The following is a 16,463-nucleotide window of genomic DNA, read 5'->3' on the forward strand; positions in this document are numbered from 1 at the left end:
CGAGCAGGACGAGCGCTGTATGCGCTGCGCAAGCACACGGTGGAGCCGGTCTTCGGCATCATCAAACACGTGATGGGGTTCCGGCAGGTCTCGCTGCGCGGTCTCGACAAGGTCAGCGGTGAATGGCGCTTGGCCACCATGGCCTGGAACATCAAGCGGATGCACCGCCTGACGGCAGGGTGAGGGAAACCCCCTCATCTGGCCCCGCATAACGGGGCCAGAATCGGCGCAGGGAGGGTCAACAGCGTCTTTCCAGCCGCATGACCAATTACCCTGCGGAAAAACCAACGAGGGGACGCTGCATCTGCGGTTCGAGCCCCTTAACCCGACAGCCTGCTAGGTCGGGACTTTACTGCACTCGGTGGTGTGGGCGTACTGGTGCTGGTATCGCTGGGTGCCCTGGGCTATCTGCTACTCGCCCGACGCTATCGCGCGGCACTCTTTGCCTCGGTCGTGGTACCCGGCGGTATACTGCTCAGTTCCTTGATGAAAGTTGGGTTCGATCGCCCGCGACCCGATCTTGTTCCTCATGACTCCCTCGTTTACACCGCAAGTTTCCCCAGTGGCCACGCGATGATGTCTGCGGTGACCTATCTTACTTTTGCCGCTTTGCTCACCCGCGTACAGCCCGAGCTGAGGCTGAAAGCTTACATCCTTGCGCTGGCAATACTGCTCACGCTGCTGGTGGGCATAAGCCGTGTCTATCTCGGGGTCCATTGGCCAACGGATGTGCTTGCCGGCTGGACGGCCGGGGCCGCCTGGGCGGCACTATGCTGGCTCGCGATGCGCTGGATGCAGTTGCGAGGGCAGGTGGAGACGGAGGAGAGCTGGTCAGGCACCGAATAGCGTGACCGTGAGCATCACCTTTCGGACTCGCGACATACTGCGCTTCGCCACCGTACTGAGCGGCAGTCTGCTAGCCTGAATATTGCACCAGTGTCGGCAGTGCGGCCTGTTTGGTGACCAGGTCCACTCGTCATACTGGATGGAGCGAGAATTGCTCACTTTTTGATCGATTTCCTGCCTTCAAGACTCACTGCCCCCTACCCCCATTGTTTATATCGTGCCGGGGACAGCACCGTGCCAGGTTATCCCGGCGCCAGTTTCTTAGCCAGCTTGAGGAAGAGGACCTGGTCAGGATAGTGGCTACTCAGCATCAGGCGGACGCGCCGGGTATTGCGGATCACTACGCCACCGATCTTCAGCAACTTCAGACGCAGGGTGGTGACCTGGGCCGTGGCGTATGCCGTGCGCTTGAGGTAAACCCGACGCAGCCGCTCCAGCAGCAGGTAGGCCAGGCCGGCCAGCAGCAGTCGGTACTGGTTGGGCCACCATTCATGGCAGCTGGTGCGGTCCGAGAACAGCCACTGCTGCTCCTTGATGCGGTTCTCCATATCCCCACGCGGGCAATAGCGGCTGTCGTAGAGCCACTGGGGGCTGCCGCGCAGGTTGGTCACCACGTAGCGGGTGTTGAAGCCTCGGTGGCTGGTCTCGGCCTTGACCACCACCTTGCGTCGAGGGCACTTCCAGCTGTGGGCGGCATAGTCGATGCGCCCGAAGTGGCGCTGCTTGGTGCGTTCAGCCTCCCAGCGGATGGCCGACTCATAGCGAATGTCCAATGACATCGTCTCGAGGCGGCTGTTGGTGGCCAGGCCGACGATGTACTCGACACCATGGCGCTCACACCAGTCGAGAATCAGCGGTCGGCAGAAGCCACTGTCGCCACGGAAGACGATCTTCACCTCGGGCCAGGCCTGGCGCAGCCGCCGCACCAGCAACGCCAGGATGGCGCCGGCATGGTGGGCCGCATCGCGATAGGCCGGTCGCAGGTAGCTGACCAGCAACTGCTGGCTACAGAAGACATAGAGTGGCAGGAAGCAGTAACCGTCGTAGAAGCCGGAGAAATGCCGGCCGAGCTGCTCGCCATGCACCGGGTCGTCGGTGGCGTCGAAATCGAGAATCAAGCGCTTCGTTGGCGGCCGACGGAAGGAGCGAATGAACTGCTCGACGATCTCTTCCTGGATGGCCACCGCCCACTGGCGACTGGCCTGCTGCTCGAAGCGGCACAGGGTCGATTGGCTGGCCAGCACGCCGTCGGTATCGACGGCGGTCTGGAGGGCGATGTCGCGGCGAAGGGCATGATGATCGTTGAGATCTTCATAGCCCAAGGCGAGACCGAACACGCGCTGTCGGAGCATGGTTTCAGCCCGGTGCTGACAACGGCGAGAGGCACGGGCGTCATCCAGTCGGCGAGCGATGCTGCGGGTCAGGCCCATCTCGTGATTCAGTTGGCGAAGCAGCAGGGCGCCGCCATCGGAGGTGATCTCGCCACCGTCGAAACCGGCGGTGACCTGGCGGCCTTTACAGCGTGGAAAGGAGGCAGTGGGCGTGGTACATTTTGTCATGGCGGCTGTATCGGTAGATTCTTGGTTAGGCTCTTGAATTATAACCGATTTACAGCCGCTTTTTGCATTTCTGGTGCAATTTCCGGGCTAGGGGCCCGACTCTTCTGATTCTGGCCCTTCCTGACTATGCTGCGTCGAACTGACGCCGTGTTCGGCGGCATCTTCGGCACCTTCCTCGACCATCTCCTGAGCCTGCTTCTTCTCTTCTGCAGAGGCCTGCGGCTTCTTGTGGTCCTTCCTTGCGACGGCCAGTGTCGCGGTGACGGCGAAATGGTCGGAGCCGGGCACTCTCAAACGGCCTAGGTCAAGCAGGTGGAAACCGTCAGATACATACAGGTGGTCGATCGGGTATCGCCACAGTGGCCGATCCGCGGGATAGGAGGTCAGCAGCCGCCGGCCTCGTCGTGGGTCTTTCAGGTCGCTCAGGTCGGCGAACAGCCGGGTGGTGTCGGACCACGCGACATCATTGAAGTCCCCGGTGACGATCCAGCGATTGTCCGAGTCCTTCTGGACGTGGCGGGCAACGAGCATCAGTTCGGCGTCACGGACACGGCTGTCGCGACGATCGGTCTTTTCGCCGATGCTGGCGATCTGGCCCTTCAGCCCCGGCGGGACGGGGTGGGTGCCGATGTAGCGTACCGGGCCGATCCCCGGTATATCCAGGGTCACGAAGACCGATGGCCGGCGGTCGGAGACCAGATGCTTGATCTCCTGCTCCAGCAGCGGGAACCGTGACCAGAGCATGACCCCCAGGCCCTCGCCACGGACCTCACCGACCCGATGTGCGTAGTGTTGATCCAGCGGCGCCAGTTCCTCGGCCCAGGCGTTATCGACCTCGATCAGCAGCAGAATGTCCGGATCCTCACGTTGAACCAATGCCAGCAGCTCGGCGTAGTGGTCGTTGGTGTAGGTGATATTCGACGTCAACACTTTCAGGGTCGTCTGTTCTTCGGCGGGTTGAACCTCGGCGGCTGGAACCTCGGTTGGCCAGATCGGCGTGTACGGCAGGATATGCGACAGCTGCAATCCTCCTGCCACGAGTATCACCGCCACCCAAGCTGCGTGTTCTGTCCGTGGCCGATTCCACCACGCAGGCAATGCCAGCAACACCAGTGGCAGGACCAGCGCCCAAGTCAACTGAAGCCGCGGGAACTCCCACAGCCGAACCCACCAATGACCGCTGGGTATCATCGGCAGGACGCTCACCGTGACCAACAGCAGCGCCAGCACTCTGGTGATCCAGATAAGAAGCGTTGTAGCCATGGCACCTCATTAACCGCACGGTCGCTGGGTCCGGAGCAAACCCTTGGCAGTTATAATCCATCATCTATCTATTCTGGAACGGTCGGCGGTCTCGAGTACCAAGTCCAGCGCCGGGTCCATAAGGTGGCGCAGCCGATTCCCTGGAATCGGCTGCATCTTTTCTGCATGGGGTTCTGCCTGTGGTGACACCGCCTGGGGCGGGTCACCCAGTCGGCTACTCCTCGAGCTTGATTCGGCCCAGGGTGTAGTCGCCCCCCTGGTTTGCCATCACGAAGCCCTGGAAGGGATCGCGCAAGCCAGTGTCCTGCACATTCAAGAGGCGCTGGTCATCCACGCGGACCTGCATCTGGCCGTTCTCGTCACGGGTCCAGACGATACGATGGAACCGGCCGTCCTCGAGGTCGAGACTGCCTTCGTGGCGGGCAACCACCTCGGCGCTTCCGGAAATCAGTCTGACCAGGCTGAGCCCGGGGCTCGCGCCGGGAGAGTAGACCAGACGATAACCGGTGCCGCTGGGTCGGTTGCCTTGGAAGAGCCCCAGTTCCAGGCTGCCGGGCCGCTGCCGGGAGGCGACTTCCAGTTCCATCCGGAAGGCGTTGTCGACAGTCGCATTGACGAAGATGTGCGCCGGATCGACGGGGGTAGGGACCTCGCCCTGTCCGGCATTGCCCGTCTGCTCGAGGATCAGCTCCAGCATCGCCAGGCCGATCTCTTCCGGTCGCTCGGCGCTGAGCCTGCGGGGTTCGCGATCGGTCGTTCTTTGCATCTCCACGATGCTGCGCAGGCCGTTCTCGTCGACCTCGAAGTCGCCGCCGAGCACTGTCCAGGAGGGGTTGCGACGGAAGTCGCCGTCGTCGAAATCATCCTGCAGAACAACCCGAGACTCGGGTTCGAGCTCGGAGGGTGCCGCTGCTTCCTGTCGCTCCGTCTGGCGCAGGCGCTTCAGCAGGTCAGCCGAAGCGCGACCGTTGCGGGCAATGCCCATGTCGGCCTGATACTCGCGTATCGCACTGCGGGTCCGGTTGCCCATGGCGCCATCCATCGGGCCGGCGTCATAGCCGAGCCGATTGAGCTCTCGCTGTATTTCCGCGATGCCTTGTCGGTCCGTCAGGTTCTCGATATCGGGCCGCGGTCGCTGAGTCGCCTGCGAAGAAGACGCTTCTTCTTTCTGCTCTTCCGGTTGCCAGCCACGCGCCGACTGCTGTGCCTCGGCAACCTGTCCGGCCGTCATGCGCTCGGCCAGCGAGTTGCGAGCCTCCGCGGCATGGCTGTGACCGCGGGCGGCGGCCAGGTTGTACCACTTGTGAGCCTGCACGAAGTTCTGGACAGTCCCGTTGCCGGACTCGTACAGGCGGCCCAGCATGTACTGGGCATCGGCATCGCCACTCCTGGCCGCTGCGCCGAATTCCTGTAGTGCCTGGCGATACTCCTGCTGTTCGTAGTAGCGCATGCCCTCGGCGTAATCGGCGCTGGCCAGGCCGACGGAACCGAAGAGGATAAAACTGAGTGCGAGTCCCTTGATGATCACGGTCATGCCTCCTGTGAACGGGCTTGTCATCCGCGACAGCTGGGTGTCGAGGAGGCGAGGATAAGTCTGGCTGATCGGCTGTCCCGATCAGGCGACTGCCATCCCGCTACTTGAGCGTATCACCACAACGAGGATGATGCGTGATCGCGCGGCCAGGCTGGGCTGCCTGATCGAGTCCGAAAAAGGTCAGCTGCTAAGCGTTGCGAGCAACGCCACCTCCAGCCGAAACGGCCCCGGCCGCCGATCCGCAATCAATAGCCCCACCTGCTGGATCGCATCGGGGTCGAGGGGCGGGGCATCCTCCAGGCGGCGGCCGCGGAAGACGGCTTCGAACTCGTTCCAGGGCAGGGCGACACGCTGCCACTCGCCGGCAGGGGGCTGGAACAGCGCCCGGTAAGCTGCGCCATCGAACAGCTGGTCGTTGCGCAGGCGTAGCTGGTAGCGGCGACCGTCGCCGCGCACGTAAAGCATCAGGCCCGAGAAAGCGCCCAGCTGGAAATCCTCGGGCTCGCGGCGCACCGAGGCGAAGCCGCCGCCATGCTCCAGCGAGAGCTCGCCGCTGAAGACGCCGGTACCGTTTTCTTCGTGCAGTCTGCCTCGGGAAACGCCGCCCATCACGTCGTCGTTGATGGCCCGCCAGCGTGGCGCCTCTTCCGAATGCTGAAAGTCGATCAGGTGCGACATCTACCCTCCGTGGCGGCCTTGGCCGGTGAGGAAGCTTGGCCTACCATCATGAGCGGCCACTGTTGAGCCCGCAACTTCGCCGAACCGATGACGCAATGGAGGCGAGCCGTCACTTTCAGGCGAGCTTCATGCCGTGGATTTTTGTAACCCCTTCATGACGCCTGCCGGGAAAAGCTGGATAATGGCGGGTTTTCGCATTCGCTTCGCCGAAGCTCCCACGTCCGGTGCCCCTCCATGGAAATCAAGGTCAACTATCTCGACAACCTCCGGCTGGAGGCCAAGTTTGACGACTTCACGGTCATCTCGGACCAGCCCATCCGCTACAAGGGTGATGGCTCGGCGCCGGGGCCGTTCGACTACTTCCTGGCGTCCTCGGCCATGTGCGCGGCGTACTTCGTGAAGGTGTACTGCAACGCGCGGGATATCCCCACCGAGAACATCCGGCTCTCGCAGAACAACATCGTCGACCCGGAGAACCGCTACAACCAGATCTTCAAGATCCAGGTGGAGCTCCCGGCGGATATCTCCGACAAGGATCGCCAGGGCATCCTGCGCTCCATCGACCGCTGCACGGTGAAGAAGGTGGTGCAGACCGGCCCCGAGTTCCAGATCGAGACCGTGGAGAACATCGACGAGGACGCCCAGGCCCTGTTGCAAGGTAAAGTGCTGGGATCGCCGCAGGGCGGAACGAATGACGAGAAAGGCACCTGGATCGAGGGCAAGGATCTGCCGCTGGAGCAGACCATCGCCAACATGACCGCGATCCTGGCCGATCTCGGCATGAAGATCGAGATCGCCTCTTGGCGCAATATCGTGCCCCATGTGTGGTCGCTGCACATCCGCGATGCCGCCTCGCCGATGTGCTTCACCAACGGCAAGGGCGCCACCAAGGAGAGCGCGCTATGCTCGGCGCTGGGCGAGTTCATCGAGCGGCTGAGCTGCAACTTCTTCTATAACGACCAGTTCTTCGGCGAACAGATAGCCGATAGCGCCTTCGTTCACTATCCCGATGAGAAATGGTTCCAGCCGGGGCCAAACGACGAACTGCCGGCGGAGATCCTCGACGACCACTGTCGGGCAATCTACGACCCCGAAGGGGAGCTGCGCGGCTCGAACCTGATCGACACCAACTCCGGCCGGGTGGATCGCGGTATCGTCTCGCTGCCCTTCGTGCGCCGGTCGGATGACGAGGTGATCTACTTTCCCTCCAACCTGATCGAGAACCTCTACCTCAGCAACGGCATGAGCGCCGGCAACACCCTGCACGAGGCCCAAGTGCAGTGCCTGTCGGAGATATTCGAGCGGGCGGTGAAGAAGCAGATTATCGAGGAGGAGCTGGCGCTGCCCGACGTGCCTCAGGAAGTGCTGGCGCGCTATCCCGCCATCGTCGAGGGCATCGAGGCGCTGGAGGCCCAAGGCTTCCCGGTGCTGGTCAAGGATGCCTCCCTGGGCGGGCAGTTCCCGGTGATGTGCGTCACCCTGATGAACCCCAGGACCGGCGGCGTCTTCGCCTCCTTCGGCGCGCACCCGAGCCTCGAGGTGGCGCTGGAACGCAGCCTCACCGAGCTGCTCCAGGGCCGCAGCTTCGAGGGCCTCAACGACTTCCCGCCGCCGACCTTCAACTCGTTGGCCGTCACCGAGCCCAACAATTTCGTCGAGCACTTCATCGACTCCTCCGGGCTGGTCTCCTGGCGCTTCTTCAGTGCCCGCTCGGATGTCGAGTTCTGCGACTGGGACTTCTCCGGCAGCGGCTCCAACAGCAACGCGGAAGAGGCGGCAACCCTGTTCGGCATCCTCGATGAGCTTGGCTACGAGTCCTACATCGCCGTCCATGAGGACCTGGGCGCGCCGGTGTGTCGCATCCTGGTGCCGGGCTTCTCCGAGGTCTACCCGGTGGACGACCTGGTGTGGGACAACACCAACAAGGCCCTGCTGTTCCGCGAGGACATCCTCCACCTGCACGAGCTCAGCGACGCGCAGCTGGCCGATCTGTTGGAGCGCCTGGAAGCGAGCCAGATCGACGACCACCAGGACATCATTACCCTGATCGGCATCGAGTTCGACGAGAACACCGTATGGGGCCAGCTCACCATCCTCGAGCTGAAGCTGCTGATCAACCTGGCGCTGGGCCAGCATGAGGAAGCGCTGGAGCGGGTCGATATCTTCCTGATGTACAACGACAATACCGTGGAACGTAACCTCTTCTATCGTGCGGTGAGCGTGGTACTGGAGATCATCCTCGATGATGAACTCGAGCTGGATGACTTCCTGTACAACTTCCGGCGCATGTTCGGCGAGGCGACCATGGAAGCGGTAGTGGGCTCGGTGAATGGCACCGTTCGCTTCTACGGCCTCACGCCCACCAGCATGGCGCTGGAAGGGCTGGAGAAGCACCAGCGCCTGATCGAGAGCTACCAGAAGCTGCATGCCGCGCGTGCCGCCAGGGCCAGGCTGGAAGTATCAGAGGCGTAGATATGCTGTAGTCGATAGTTATTGTCCTCTCCCATGATGCCCACATGCCAGACTATTGGCGTAGGGGCGAATCTCGATCAGCGGGGGGAAGCCGCCGATAAAACTCAGCGATCGGGAAAACCAGAAGAGCAAGCTTATCAGCATGCCAGCAAGAGTCCGCATTGCACGCCTCGACGGCGACTCGCCCCATGTCGCCATCCTGGCCGAGTGGGCTCACGACACCTGGGGGCATCTGCACCCGGGAAGAAGCCTGGACACTGCCATTGCCCTGCTGCGTGACGAATGCGGTGCGGGAGGTGTGCCGTCGGTGTTCGCTGCCTTCCATGGCGATACTCCAGTGGGTACGGCGAGCCTGGTGGCCGACGACATGAGCGACCGCCTTGATCTGACTCCCTGGCTGGCCTCTGTCTTCGTGCGCCCCGAGTGGCGTGGCCGAGGTATCGCCTCGCGGCTGGTCCAACGTGTGGAAGAAGAAGCCCGGGCCCATGGCCACGATCATTTCTACCTCTACACGCCGGACCAGCAACCGCTATACCGGCAGTTGGGGTGGCGCGACCTCGAACAACGCAGCTACCGTAGAGAGGCGGTAACCATCATGCGTCGTGATTGCTGATCGAAGCGAGGGGCGTTCCGTCGCCCCCAGGAAATCTCATGGCCAAATTGAGTACGCTGTTCGTGATGTTGGCGGCCCTGTGCTGGGGGCTATCCGGCGGTATCGGCGGAGTGCTCATCGCCGAAGGCTGGGACTCGCTGGTGGTGTCGTTCTACCGTGGCGCGATCGGACTGGTGTTCGTACTTGGCTGGCTCGCGTTACGCCCCGGCGGGAGTGGCTTGGCCAGTCGCCGGTTATGGTTCTGGTCGGTGATTGCCGGTCTCGGCGTGGCCGGCAACTTCACCTTCTATTTCATTAGCATCTCCGAGGGCAGTGTCGCGGTGGCGGCGACGCTGATGTACTGCGCCCCGGTATTCGTCTATCTCGTCTCCTTCGCCCTCAGGCTTGAACGCCCCACGCCACTGAAGTGGGCCGCAATCGCCATGGTCATGGTGGGCATCGTGCTGCTGACGCGCATCTACGATGTCCAGCCGGGCGGTGTCACCCCCATCGGCGTGGTCGCCGGGCTGCTTTCCGGCCTGTCCTATGCGGTGTTCATTTTCGGCTTCAAGTATGCGGCGCCGCACGGGAGCCCCCAGGCGATTCTCGTCATCGCCTTCGCGGCACTCGCCCTCATCCTGTTCTCGATGGGCGATGCCGATCAGACCCTGGCGGTGCTTAGCACACCGAGCTGGCCGCTCTTCGTCACGCTGGGGGTGCTTGGCGCAGGCCTGTCGTTCGTTCTCTATATCGTCGGGCTGAACTACACCGCACCGGCGGTGGCCTCCATCGTGGCCATGGTCGAGCCGGTCACGGCGTCGCTGTTCGGGGTCGTGGTGCTCGATGAAAGCCTGGGCGCGATCCAGCTTGCCGGCATGGGCCTGATTCTGGTCACGGTGACGGCGCTGAGCGTGTCCTCGAGCACTCGATAAGTGTAAGGTCCGGTAGAGGGCCACGAGAGGCCCCTATTGCGGTGTCTGGAACTCGAGACGGCCGACTGTCGAACTTCACACCATACGAGCGGAGAAAGCATGAGCGATAAGCCAGAACGTGATGTAGAAAAAGGGTATCCGAAGGCCGACTTTGTGGCCAAGCTGCGGCGTCTGGCCGATGCCATAGAGAACGGAGAGCGTTTTGATATTCAGATTCAAGGCGAGCGAATCTATGTGCCGGTGCGTGCTGAATTCAGCATTGAACACGAGCGCTCGGACGATGAAGAAGAGGTCGAATTTCAGATCAAGTGGTCCAGGTAGTAGGCTGTTTCTGAATGTTGTATTGGCTGATATGGTCTCACCAAACCGAGCCGTTCCCCCGCGCGGTACCTTGCGGGTGAATGGCCTCGGGTTATTCGACTCACAATGATGCCCAAGATCCTGATCGAATTCGGCATTATCGGCCTTGCCGTACTGCTGATACCGCTCGGGGTTGTGCTTGCCCTTGCCGGGTTTCGGCGGCGTCAGTATCAGCTGCTCGCCGTGGGGATAGGATGCATCATTCTGAGTAGTGTGCTGTGGTGGCGGACAGGCCACGACGAGCTCTGGGTTTTGGATCGATGCCTCGATGCTGGAGGCCGGTACGACGCTCAGCTTCAAGAGTGCAAGTTCGGATGAGTCGCATAAACATCGCCTCCACCTGACTGCACGATGACCGCCGTGCCTCAGAGCACCTCTACCGCACTAGGGCCTTGTCATACCCTTGCGTTCAAGGGGCCGAGAGGCAAGCTTCCATTCATCGTTGATCAGTCACAGAGCGTTCCCGACAGCGGCAATATCCTGCCGTACCTGAAGACGAAATACGGTGGATCCGCTAGACACAGAACTCCAAGGAAGCATTTTTCGGTAGGATGCCATCCGTATCTCGTCACCTGGTCGCAGGTACGGCGCGAAGAGGCATCAGGAAAAGTCTCATCGGGCAGGGTTACGGTCGTTATCCCTTGGCTGAGGTCTATGTCGCCGGCATAGCGGATCTTACCGCGATTGGATTAAATTATATTAATATGGAAACTATTAAAATTCTTATCGGAAGTGATGCGGATACCATTCTTTGGTGGCAAGTGATAATCCGGACTGCTATCGTTTTCTTTATCGCCTTGATATTGGTGCGCTTTAGCGGAAAAAGAATTTTCGGCAAACACACTGCTTTCGATATAGTATTAGGAATTGTACTCGGCTCCGTTCTGGGAAGAGCTGTTACTGCAAATGCACCCTTGCTTGCCTCAATAATTGCAGCGTTTACCCTTGTTTTCCTGCACTGGCTGATTGCCTTTACTTCCATGAAGTGGGATTTAATTGGCGTGCTTGTAAAAGGGCATTTCCAGATTCTGATAAAGGATGGCGAGATCCAATGGGAAAATATGAAGAAAAATAATATATCTGAAATGGACTTGTATGAAGCAATCCGCATGCAGGGTAACGGAGCCCAGGTTGAAGACATAGTAACGGCCTATTACGAGAGAAGCGGTGATATCTCCATTCAGCTAAAGGATCAGTAAGTGTCAAGCTAAATGGCCTCTGTTTCATTTTCTCGTCTCGCCAATCTTGTTGGTGTGATCCTGACCAGCTGCTACGAACACCGCCGACGAGACAGGGTCAGAGGTCTCTTCCCGTGCTGGCGCTGCGCCGATAGAATCGCCGAGGCGGCAGGGCAATCTCCCGTGCCGAGCAGCGTCGCAATCGCGATCGATCCGACCACCCCTCGAATGGACTAATGACATGGAAGCCTTGGCATTCCTGGGGCCAGCGGCCCTTTATATGGTCTCGATGACCATCACCCCCGGTCCCAACAACGTGATGCTCACCGCCTCGGGGGCCAATTACGGCTTCCTGCGGACCCTGCCGCACATGCTCGGCATCCTGGGCGGCTGCTTCCTGCTGTTCGCCGGCATCGCCCTGGGGCTGGGAGTGCTCTTCGAGCGCTACCCGCTGGTGCAGACCACTCTGCGGGTGGTGGGCAGCGGCTATCTTCTCTACTTGGCCTGGCGCATCGCCACGGCGCCGCCGCAGGACCTGCGGTTGCGTGGCGAGGGTCGGCCGCTGAGCTTCTGGCAAGCGGCGGCCTTCCAGTTTGCCAACCCCAAGGCCTGGGTGATGGGGCTGGCGCTGATGGCCGGCTTCCTGCCGGCGGAGGGCGATATCCTGATCAATGCCCTCCTGCTGGCCGGCTTCGCCGAGCTGGTGGGCTTTCCTTGCATCGCGCTCTGGGCGGGCTTCGGTACGGCCATCGGCCGCTGGCTCGACACCCCACGTGCCTGGCGGATCTTCAACGGCGTGATGGGTGCGCTCACCGCCGCCTGTGTGATCTTCATCCTGGGTTGATAGTCGACCCAACGCCAGGGCTTCTTCGCCGATACCCGCCGCGAGCTGGAATATGCCCGGGATGCCATGGGGCCTCGTCAACGTATATAGGTCACCGAGGGTAATTTCTCAGGACGAAACGTCAGCCGAATGGGCTACTATAATATGGAGAACAAAGGGTTAGCGAGACGTTTGCCGTGCAGCAATAAAGCCGCCATACGGGTTGACAAGTGATCGAAAGCAAGGCTTGGTTGTTATGTGGTTTTTAGACTTCACCACCCAGAGAGAGACACTGATATGTCACACAATCTAAAGAAAACAACATTGTGGATAGGAACCTCAGCTATTCTCAGCGCATCTGTCGGTGTCGCATCGACAGCCCATTCCAACGACATGCGGCATTCGACGGAGCGGAAAGCCAGCGTCACCGCCGAAGGGATTAACAGGGTCGACCCGAAGAGCTTCCCCGATTCTACCTTCGGGAAGTCCCGCACTCCGAGCATCACAAACGGTGAGTCCGGTCCATCAGGCCTCACGAACTTTCCCGACAGCGCCTTCGTCAAGGGCTCATCTCCTGGCAAAAAGGAGTTGGTCACTGATCCTGAAAATATGTCCAAGGGCGGTGTCAGATTCCCGAAATAACTCCAGCGGGGGCGAGAGAACCTCCGACAACTTCTGACTCGGAAAGTACGTATAGTAGGCGTACTGCAGCACTGTAATGCTTCGCATTGGAATGCTTCGCATAGGTGTGCCGAGATATAGGTGACTTTCGGGGATGTCAAATAACATCCGGCGACGGGGACCTTATAAGGCCTTCCCGTCGCTGGTTGTGTTCTGATCAACTTAACGCGGTTATCTCGTTGGCCGCGCAAGGATAAACCTACAAATGGATTCGAGAGCCGCCCATCAGCATCCAACGGGGAACGAGCTGCGCCATCTGTTGGGCCCGGTCGGCGTCGATGAGTTCGTCTCTGAATATGCTGGCAAACAGGCACTGCTGATCAAGGGCCAGCCCGACAAGTTTGCCCATCTCGACATGGATGAGGAGCGCTTTTTAGAGGCAGCCGAGCGGTTTCCCGCCGAGTACGAACGCCTCAAGACCATGCTGAACGTTGTCGGCGAAACCGAGCAATACATGCACATTGGCCCTGAGCAGCTGCGCCCGCTGTACCGAGCCGGTATGACGGTGTGTTGCACCGCGCTATCCGATGCGATTCCGCAGCTGGCGGCCTTTGCTGAAGGCATACGGTTGGCTCTCGGCGTGCCGGACATGCGCTTCAATTCCTATCTTTCCCCGCATGGCTCTGGCTTCGACGTCCACTACGACGCTCAACCGATTTTCCTGGTCCAGCTGCAAGGGGCCAAGCACTGGTGGTATGCACGCGAACCCGTTCGTCCCATCCCGACGGCGCTCAGCAGTGCCTGGGATTGCAAGCCCGAACGTGACGAGCTGGAATACTGCCTGCTGGAGACAGGCGACGTGCTATACCTGCCGGCTTTCACCTGGCATCACGCCCAGGCCGAGGGCGCCAGCCTGGGGATTACCCTCGGCCCCAAGGGGTTGCACAACCAGCCCCTCGTGATGGCCCTGAATGACTGGCATTTCGGCCGCGGTTGGCCCAAGGATCAGCTCATGCCGATGCTGGATCCCGCCAAGGTGCCAGGCGCCGAAGTCCCGGACACGGCCCGAGAATACCTGCAACACCTGCTACATGAGCTACGCGGTTTTGCACAAGACTTGACCGTCGATGATCTCTGGGTCTATTGGCGCAACGAGGTCAACACGCCCAAGGGGCCACTCCTGGCTCCCGGGGCCCTGCATCCTGTTGCCCCGGACGAGAGCCTGACCCGCGATCGGCGTTTGCTAGCGACCTGTAGCTACATCTCCGAGCTTGGTGAGCCAGTGTTACGCATCCAAACCGCCGGTCACCAGATTAGCCTGAGCCCGCAGCACGAACCCTTAGTAGTATGGTTGCTGGATACCCGTGAGCCCTTCACCGCCCGTGATGCGGCAACCGCCGCAGGCGTCGAGGAACAACTTCGCTGGTCGGAAGTGGAATTTCTACTGCAGATGTTTCTGGCCTTGGGCATATTGCGTCCGACCGAAGCTTAAAAGCTCAAGAGAGCCGCCCGCTCTGACTTCCTAGAAGTTGGCGAGCACCTGGCCGTAGGTGCCGTGGAAGTGGGCGGCAAGCTTGTCTGCGTCTCGGCTATCCTCTACGGGTCTCGAGAACGTCGAGCCTGAGTCACCTCATGCAACCGGATTGCTGTCATGTTTCGCGCTCTTTTTCGCACCTTCGAGACCCTGGTAAACCCCTACCCAGAGGAAGACCTGGGAACACCGCCCAAGGGGTTGTTTGCCTTCATCCTGCACTTCTCCCGGCCTGTGCTATGGCTGCTGGTGGTCATGTCGTTGCTTACCGCCCTGGTCTCGGCGGTAGAGGTGCTCTTCTTCAGCTACATGGGTGAACTGGTGGACTGGCTTTCCGATGCCCAAAGAGAGGGCTTCTTCGCCGAGCATGGCTGGCGCTTGGCGGGAATGGCAGCACTGGTAGTGATCGGCCTGCCTTTGTTGACCCTGCTGCAGGCGCTGGTGACCCACCAGGGCATCTTCGGCAACTACCCGATGATCGGCCGCTGGCTGGCCCACCGCCACATGCTGGGCCAGAGCCTGGCCTTCTATCAGGACGAGTTCGCAGGGCGGGTCTCCCAGAAGGTGATGCAGACCGCGCTTGCCATCCGCGAGACGGTGATGAAGCTGATGGACCTGATGGTCTATGTGCTCGTCTACTTCACCGGCGCCATGTTGTTGATGGGCCAGGCCGAGCCCTGGTTGATGCTGCCGCTGGTGCTATGGCTGGCCGGTTACGTGGCGATCATGTGGGTCTTCGTGCCGCGTCTGCGAGCAGTCTCCATGGCCCAGGCCGACGCCCGGGCGTTGATGACCGGGCGCATCGTCGACAGCTACAGCAACATCCAGACCATCAAGCTCTTCGCCGATACCCGCCGCGAGCAGGAATATGCCCGGGATGCCATGGAAGGCTTCATGGCCACCGTCTACCGGCAGATGCGCCTTGCCACCGGGCTCACCGTGAGCCTGACCCTGCTCAACACGCTGCTGCTGGCCGGCGTGGCGGCCATGGCCATCGGTGCCTGGTACCTGGAGGCGATCTCCCTTGGCATCATCGCCGTGGCCATCGCCCTGGTGATGCGCATCCGCTTCATGTCCAACTGGATCCTCTGGGAGGTGGCAAGCCTGTTCGAGAACATCGGCACGGTGCAGGACGGCATCAACACCATCGCCCGGGAACCGGCGGTCAAGGATGCGCCCGATGCCAGGGCGCTGTTGGTGCCGCGGGGCGAGATACGCTTCGAAGCAGTGCGCTTCGGCTATGCGCGCCCGGACGGGGAGGGCGTTCGCGTCTTCGATGGCCTCGACCTGACCATCGCCCCCGGCGAGAAGGTGGGGCTGATCGGCCGCTCCGGGGCCGGCAAATCGACGCTGGCCAACCTGCTGCTGCGCTTCTATGACCTGAAGGGCGGGCGCCTCCTGATCGACAACCAGGACATTGCCGAGGTGACCCAGGAGTCCCTGCGCCGGCATATCGGCATGGTTACCCAGGATACCTCCCTGCTGCACCGCTCGGTGCGCGACAACATCCGCTACGGCAGCCCCGAGGCCGGCGAAGAGCAGATCCGCGAGGCGGTGCGTCGCGCCCATGCCGACACCTTCATCGACGACCTGGTGGATCTACAGGGACGCCGTGGCCTGGATGCCCATGTGGGTGAACGCGGCGTCAAGCTCTCCGGCGGCCAACGACAGCGCATCGCCATCGCCCGGGTGTTGCTCAAGAACGCGCCCATTCTGGTGCTGGACGAGGCCACCTCGGCGCTGGATTCCGAGGTGGAGGCGGCGATTCAGGAGCAGCTCTATACGCTGATGGAGGGCAAGACGGTGATCGCTATCGCCCATCGGCTTTCGACCATTGCCATGCTCGACCGCCTGGTGGTGATCGACGAGGGCCAGATCGTGGAGAGCGGCACCCACGGCGAGCTGCTGGCCCGGGGCGGCCTCTATGCCGCCCTGTGGCGGCGACAGTCCGGCGGTTTCATCGGCGACGACATCAATGACGAGGCCGAGCCGGTGCTGGTCAAGCCGGCGTCAGGGCGTGGTGGGCATGACTGAGGGCTGGCGCCGAGACAGGGGAGCGTCAGTTGGCGTCGTC

Annotated in this window: 16 protein-coding genes; 12 read left to right on the forward strand and 4 right to left on the reverse strand. The window is 61.2% G+C overall.

From position 1 onward, the window contains the following. Nucleotides 1–183: transposase (locus BMY30_RS09520; protein ID WP_139195501.1), on the forward strand; the 183-nt coding region annotated here is incomplete at its 5' end. A 195-nt stretch (nt 184–378) separates the two neighbouring features. After that, complete coding sequence (locus BMY30_RS09525) at nt 379–846, forward strand: phosphatase PAP2 family protein (RefSeq protein ID WP_244516170.1); 468 nt, start codon at nt 379–381, stop codon at nt 844–846. A gap of 242 nt (nt 847–1,088) precedes the next feature. Here BMY30_RS09525 and BMY30_RS09530 read toward each other — a convergent pair whose 3' ends face one another. From BMY30_RS09530 to BMY30_RS09545, 4 genes are all read right to left on the reverse strand, one after another. Then, nucleotides 1,089–2,405: an IS1380 family transposase gene (locus tag BMY30_RS09530; protein ID WP_089712973.1), complete on the reverse strand. Its 1,317-nt coding sequence runs from the start codon at nt 2,403–2,405 to the stop codon at nt 1,089–1,091. An 87-nt stretch (nt 2,406–2,492) separates the two neighbouring features. After that, nucleotides 2,493–3,668: an endonuclease/exonuclease/phosphatase family protein gene (locus BMY30_RS09535; protein WP_089712976.1), complete on the reverse strand. Its 1,176-nt coding sequence runs from the start codon at nt 3,666–3,668 to the stop codon at nt 2,493–2,495. Nucleotides 3,669–3,882: 214 nt separating this feature from the next. After that, entirely contained in the window at nt 3,883–5,202 is a 1,320-nt protein-coding gene (locus BMY30_RS09540) for an SEL1-like repeat protein (RefSeq protein WP_170840107.1), read from the reverse strand. A gap of 180 nt (nt 5,203–5,382) precedes the next feature. Continuing rightward, entirely contained in the window at nt 5,383–5,880 is a 498-nt protein-coding gene (locus BMY30_RS09545; RefSeq protein ID WP_089712982.1) for a CIA30 family protein, read from the reverse strand. Between the two features lie 234 nt (nt 5,881–6,114). On the opposite strand from BMY30_RS09545, the gene BMY30_RS09550 reads away from it, so the two are divergent. From BMY30_RS09550 to BMY30_RS09600, 10 genes are all read left to right on the forward strand, one after another. Then, nucleotides 6,115–8,352 carry an OsmC domain/YcaO domain-containing protein gene (locus BMY30_RS09550; RefSeq protein ID WP_089712985.1) on the forward strand — a complete coding sequence of 746 codons (2,238 nt, stop codon included), beginning with the start codon at nt 6,115–6,117 and terminating at the stop codon, nt 8,350–8,352. A 142-nt stretch (nt 8,353–8,494) separates the two neighbouring features. Further along, the gene (locus BMY30_RS09555) at nt 8,495–8,965 is read left to right on the forward strand and encodes a GNAT family N-acetyltransferase (protein ID WP_089712987.1); all 471 of its coding nucleotides are present in this window, start codon (nt 8,495–8,497) and stop codon (nt 8,963–8,965) included. A 38-nt stretch (nt 8,966–9,003) separates the two neighbouring features. After that, nucleotides 9,004–9,876, forward strand: a complete 873-nt coding sequence (locus BMY30_RS09560; protein WP_089712990.1) for a DMT family transporter — start codon at nt 9,004–9,006, stop codon at nt 9,874–9,876. A gap of 99 nt (nt 9,877–9,975) precedes the next feature. Continuing rightward, entirely contained in the window at nt 9,976–10,197 is a 222-nt protein-coding gene (locus BMY30_RS18470) for an amphi-Trp domain-containing protein (protein WP_089712993.1), read from the forward strand. Nucleotides 10,198–10,302: 105 nt separating this feature from the next. Continuing rightward, nucleotides 10,303–10,554: a hypothetical protein gene (locus tag BMY30_RS18475; protein WP_089712996.1), complete on the forward strand. Its 252-nt coding sequence runs from the start codon at nt 10,303–10,305 to the stop codon at nt 10,552–10,554. Between the two features lie 33 nt (nt 10,555–10,587). Continuing rightward, nucleotides 10,588–10,905, forward strand: coding sequence for a glutathione S-transferase N-terminal domain-containing protein (locus tag BMY30_RS18480; protein ID WP_139195502.1), 318 nt, complete (start codon nt 10,588–10,590; stop codon nt 10,903–10,905). Next, nucleotides 10,788–11,435, forward strand: coding sequence for a DUF421 domain-containing protein (locus BMY30_RS09575; protein ID WP_089712998.1), 648 nt, complete (start codon nt 10,788–10,790; stop codon nt 11,433–11,435). Before BMY30_RS18480 ends, BMY30_RS09575 begins: the two co-directional genes overlap by 118 nt. Nucleotides 11,436–11,655: 220 nt before the next feature. Then, complete coding sequence (locus tag BMY30_RS09580; RefSeq protein ID WP_089713001.1) at nt 11,656–12,258, forward strand: LysE family translocator; 603 nt, start codon at nt 11,656–11,658, stop codon at nt 12,256–12,258. Between the two features lie 865 nt (nt 12,259–13,123). After that, entirely contained in the window at nt 13,124–14,350 is a 1,227-nt protein-coding gene (locus BMY30_RS09595; protein WP_089713010.1) for a JmjC domain-containing protein, read from the forward strand. A gap of 159 nt (nt 14,351–14,509) precedes the next feature. Continuing rightward, complete coding sequence (locus tag BMY30_RS09600) at nt 14,510–16,423, forward strand: ABC transporter ATP-binding protein (protein WP_089713012.1); 1,914 nt, start codon at nt 14,510–14,512, stop codon at nt 16,421–16,423. Nucleotides 16,424–16,463 lie beyond the last annotated feature (40 nt).

Source organism: Halomonas daqiaonensis, assembly GCF_900109725.1.
GTDB classification, from domain to species: domain Bacteria; phylum Pseudomonadota; class Gammaproteobacteria; order Pseudomonadales; family Halomonadaceae; genus Halomonas; species Halomonas daqiaonensis.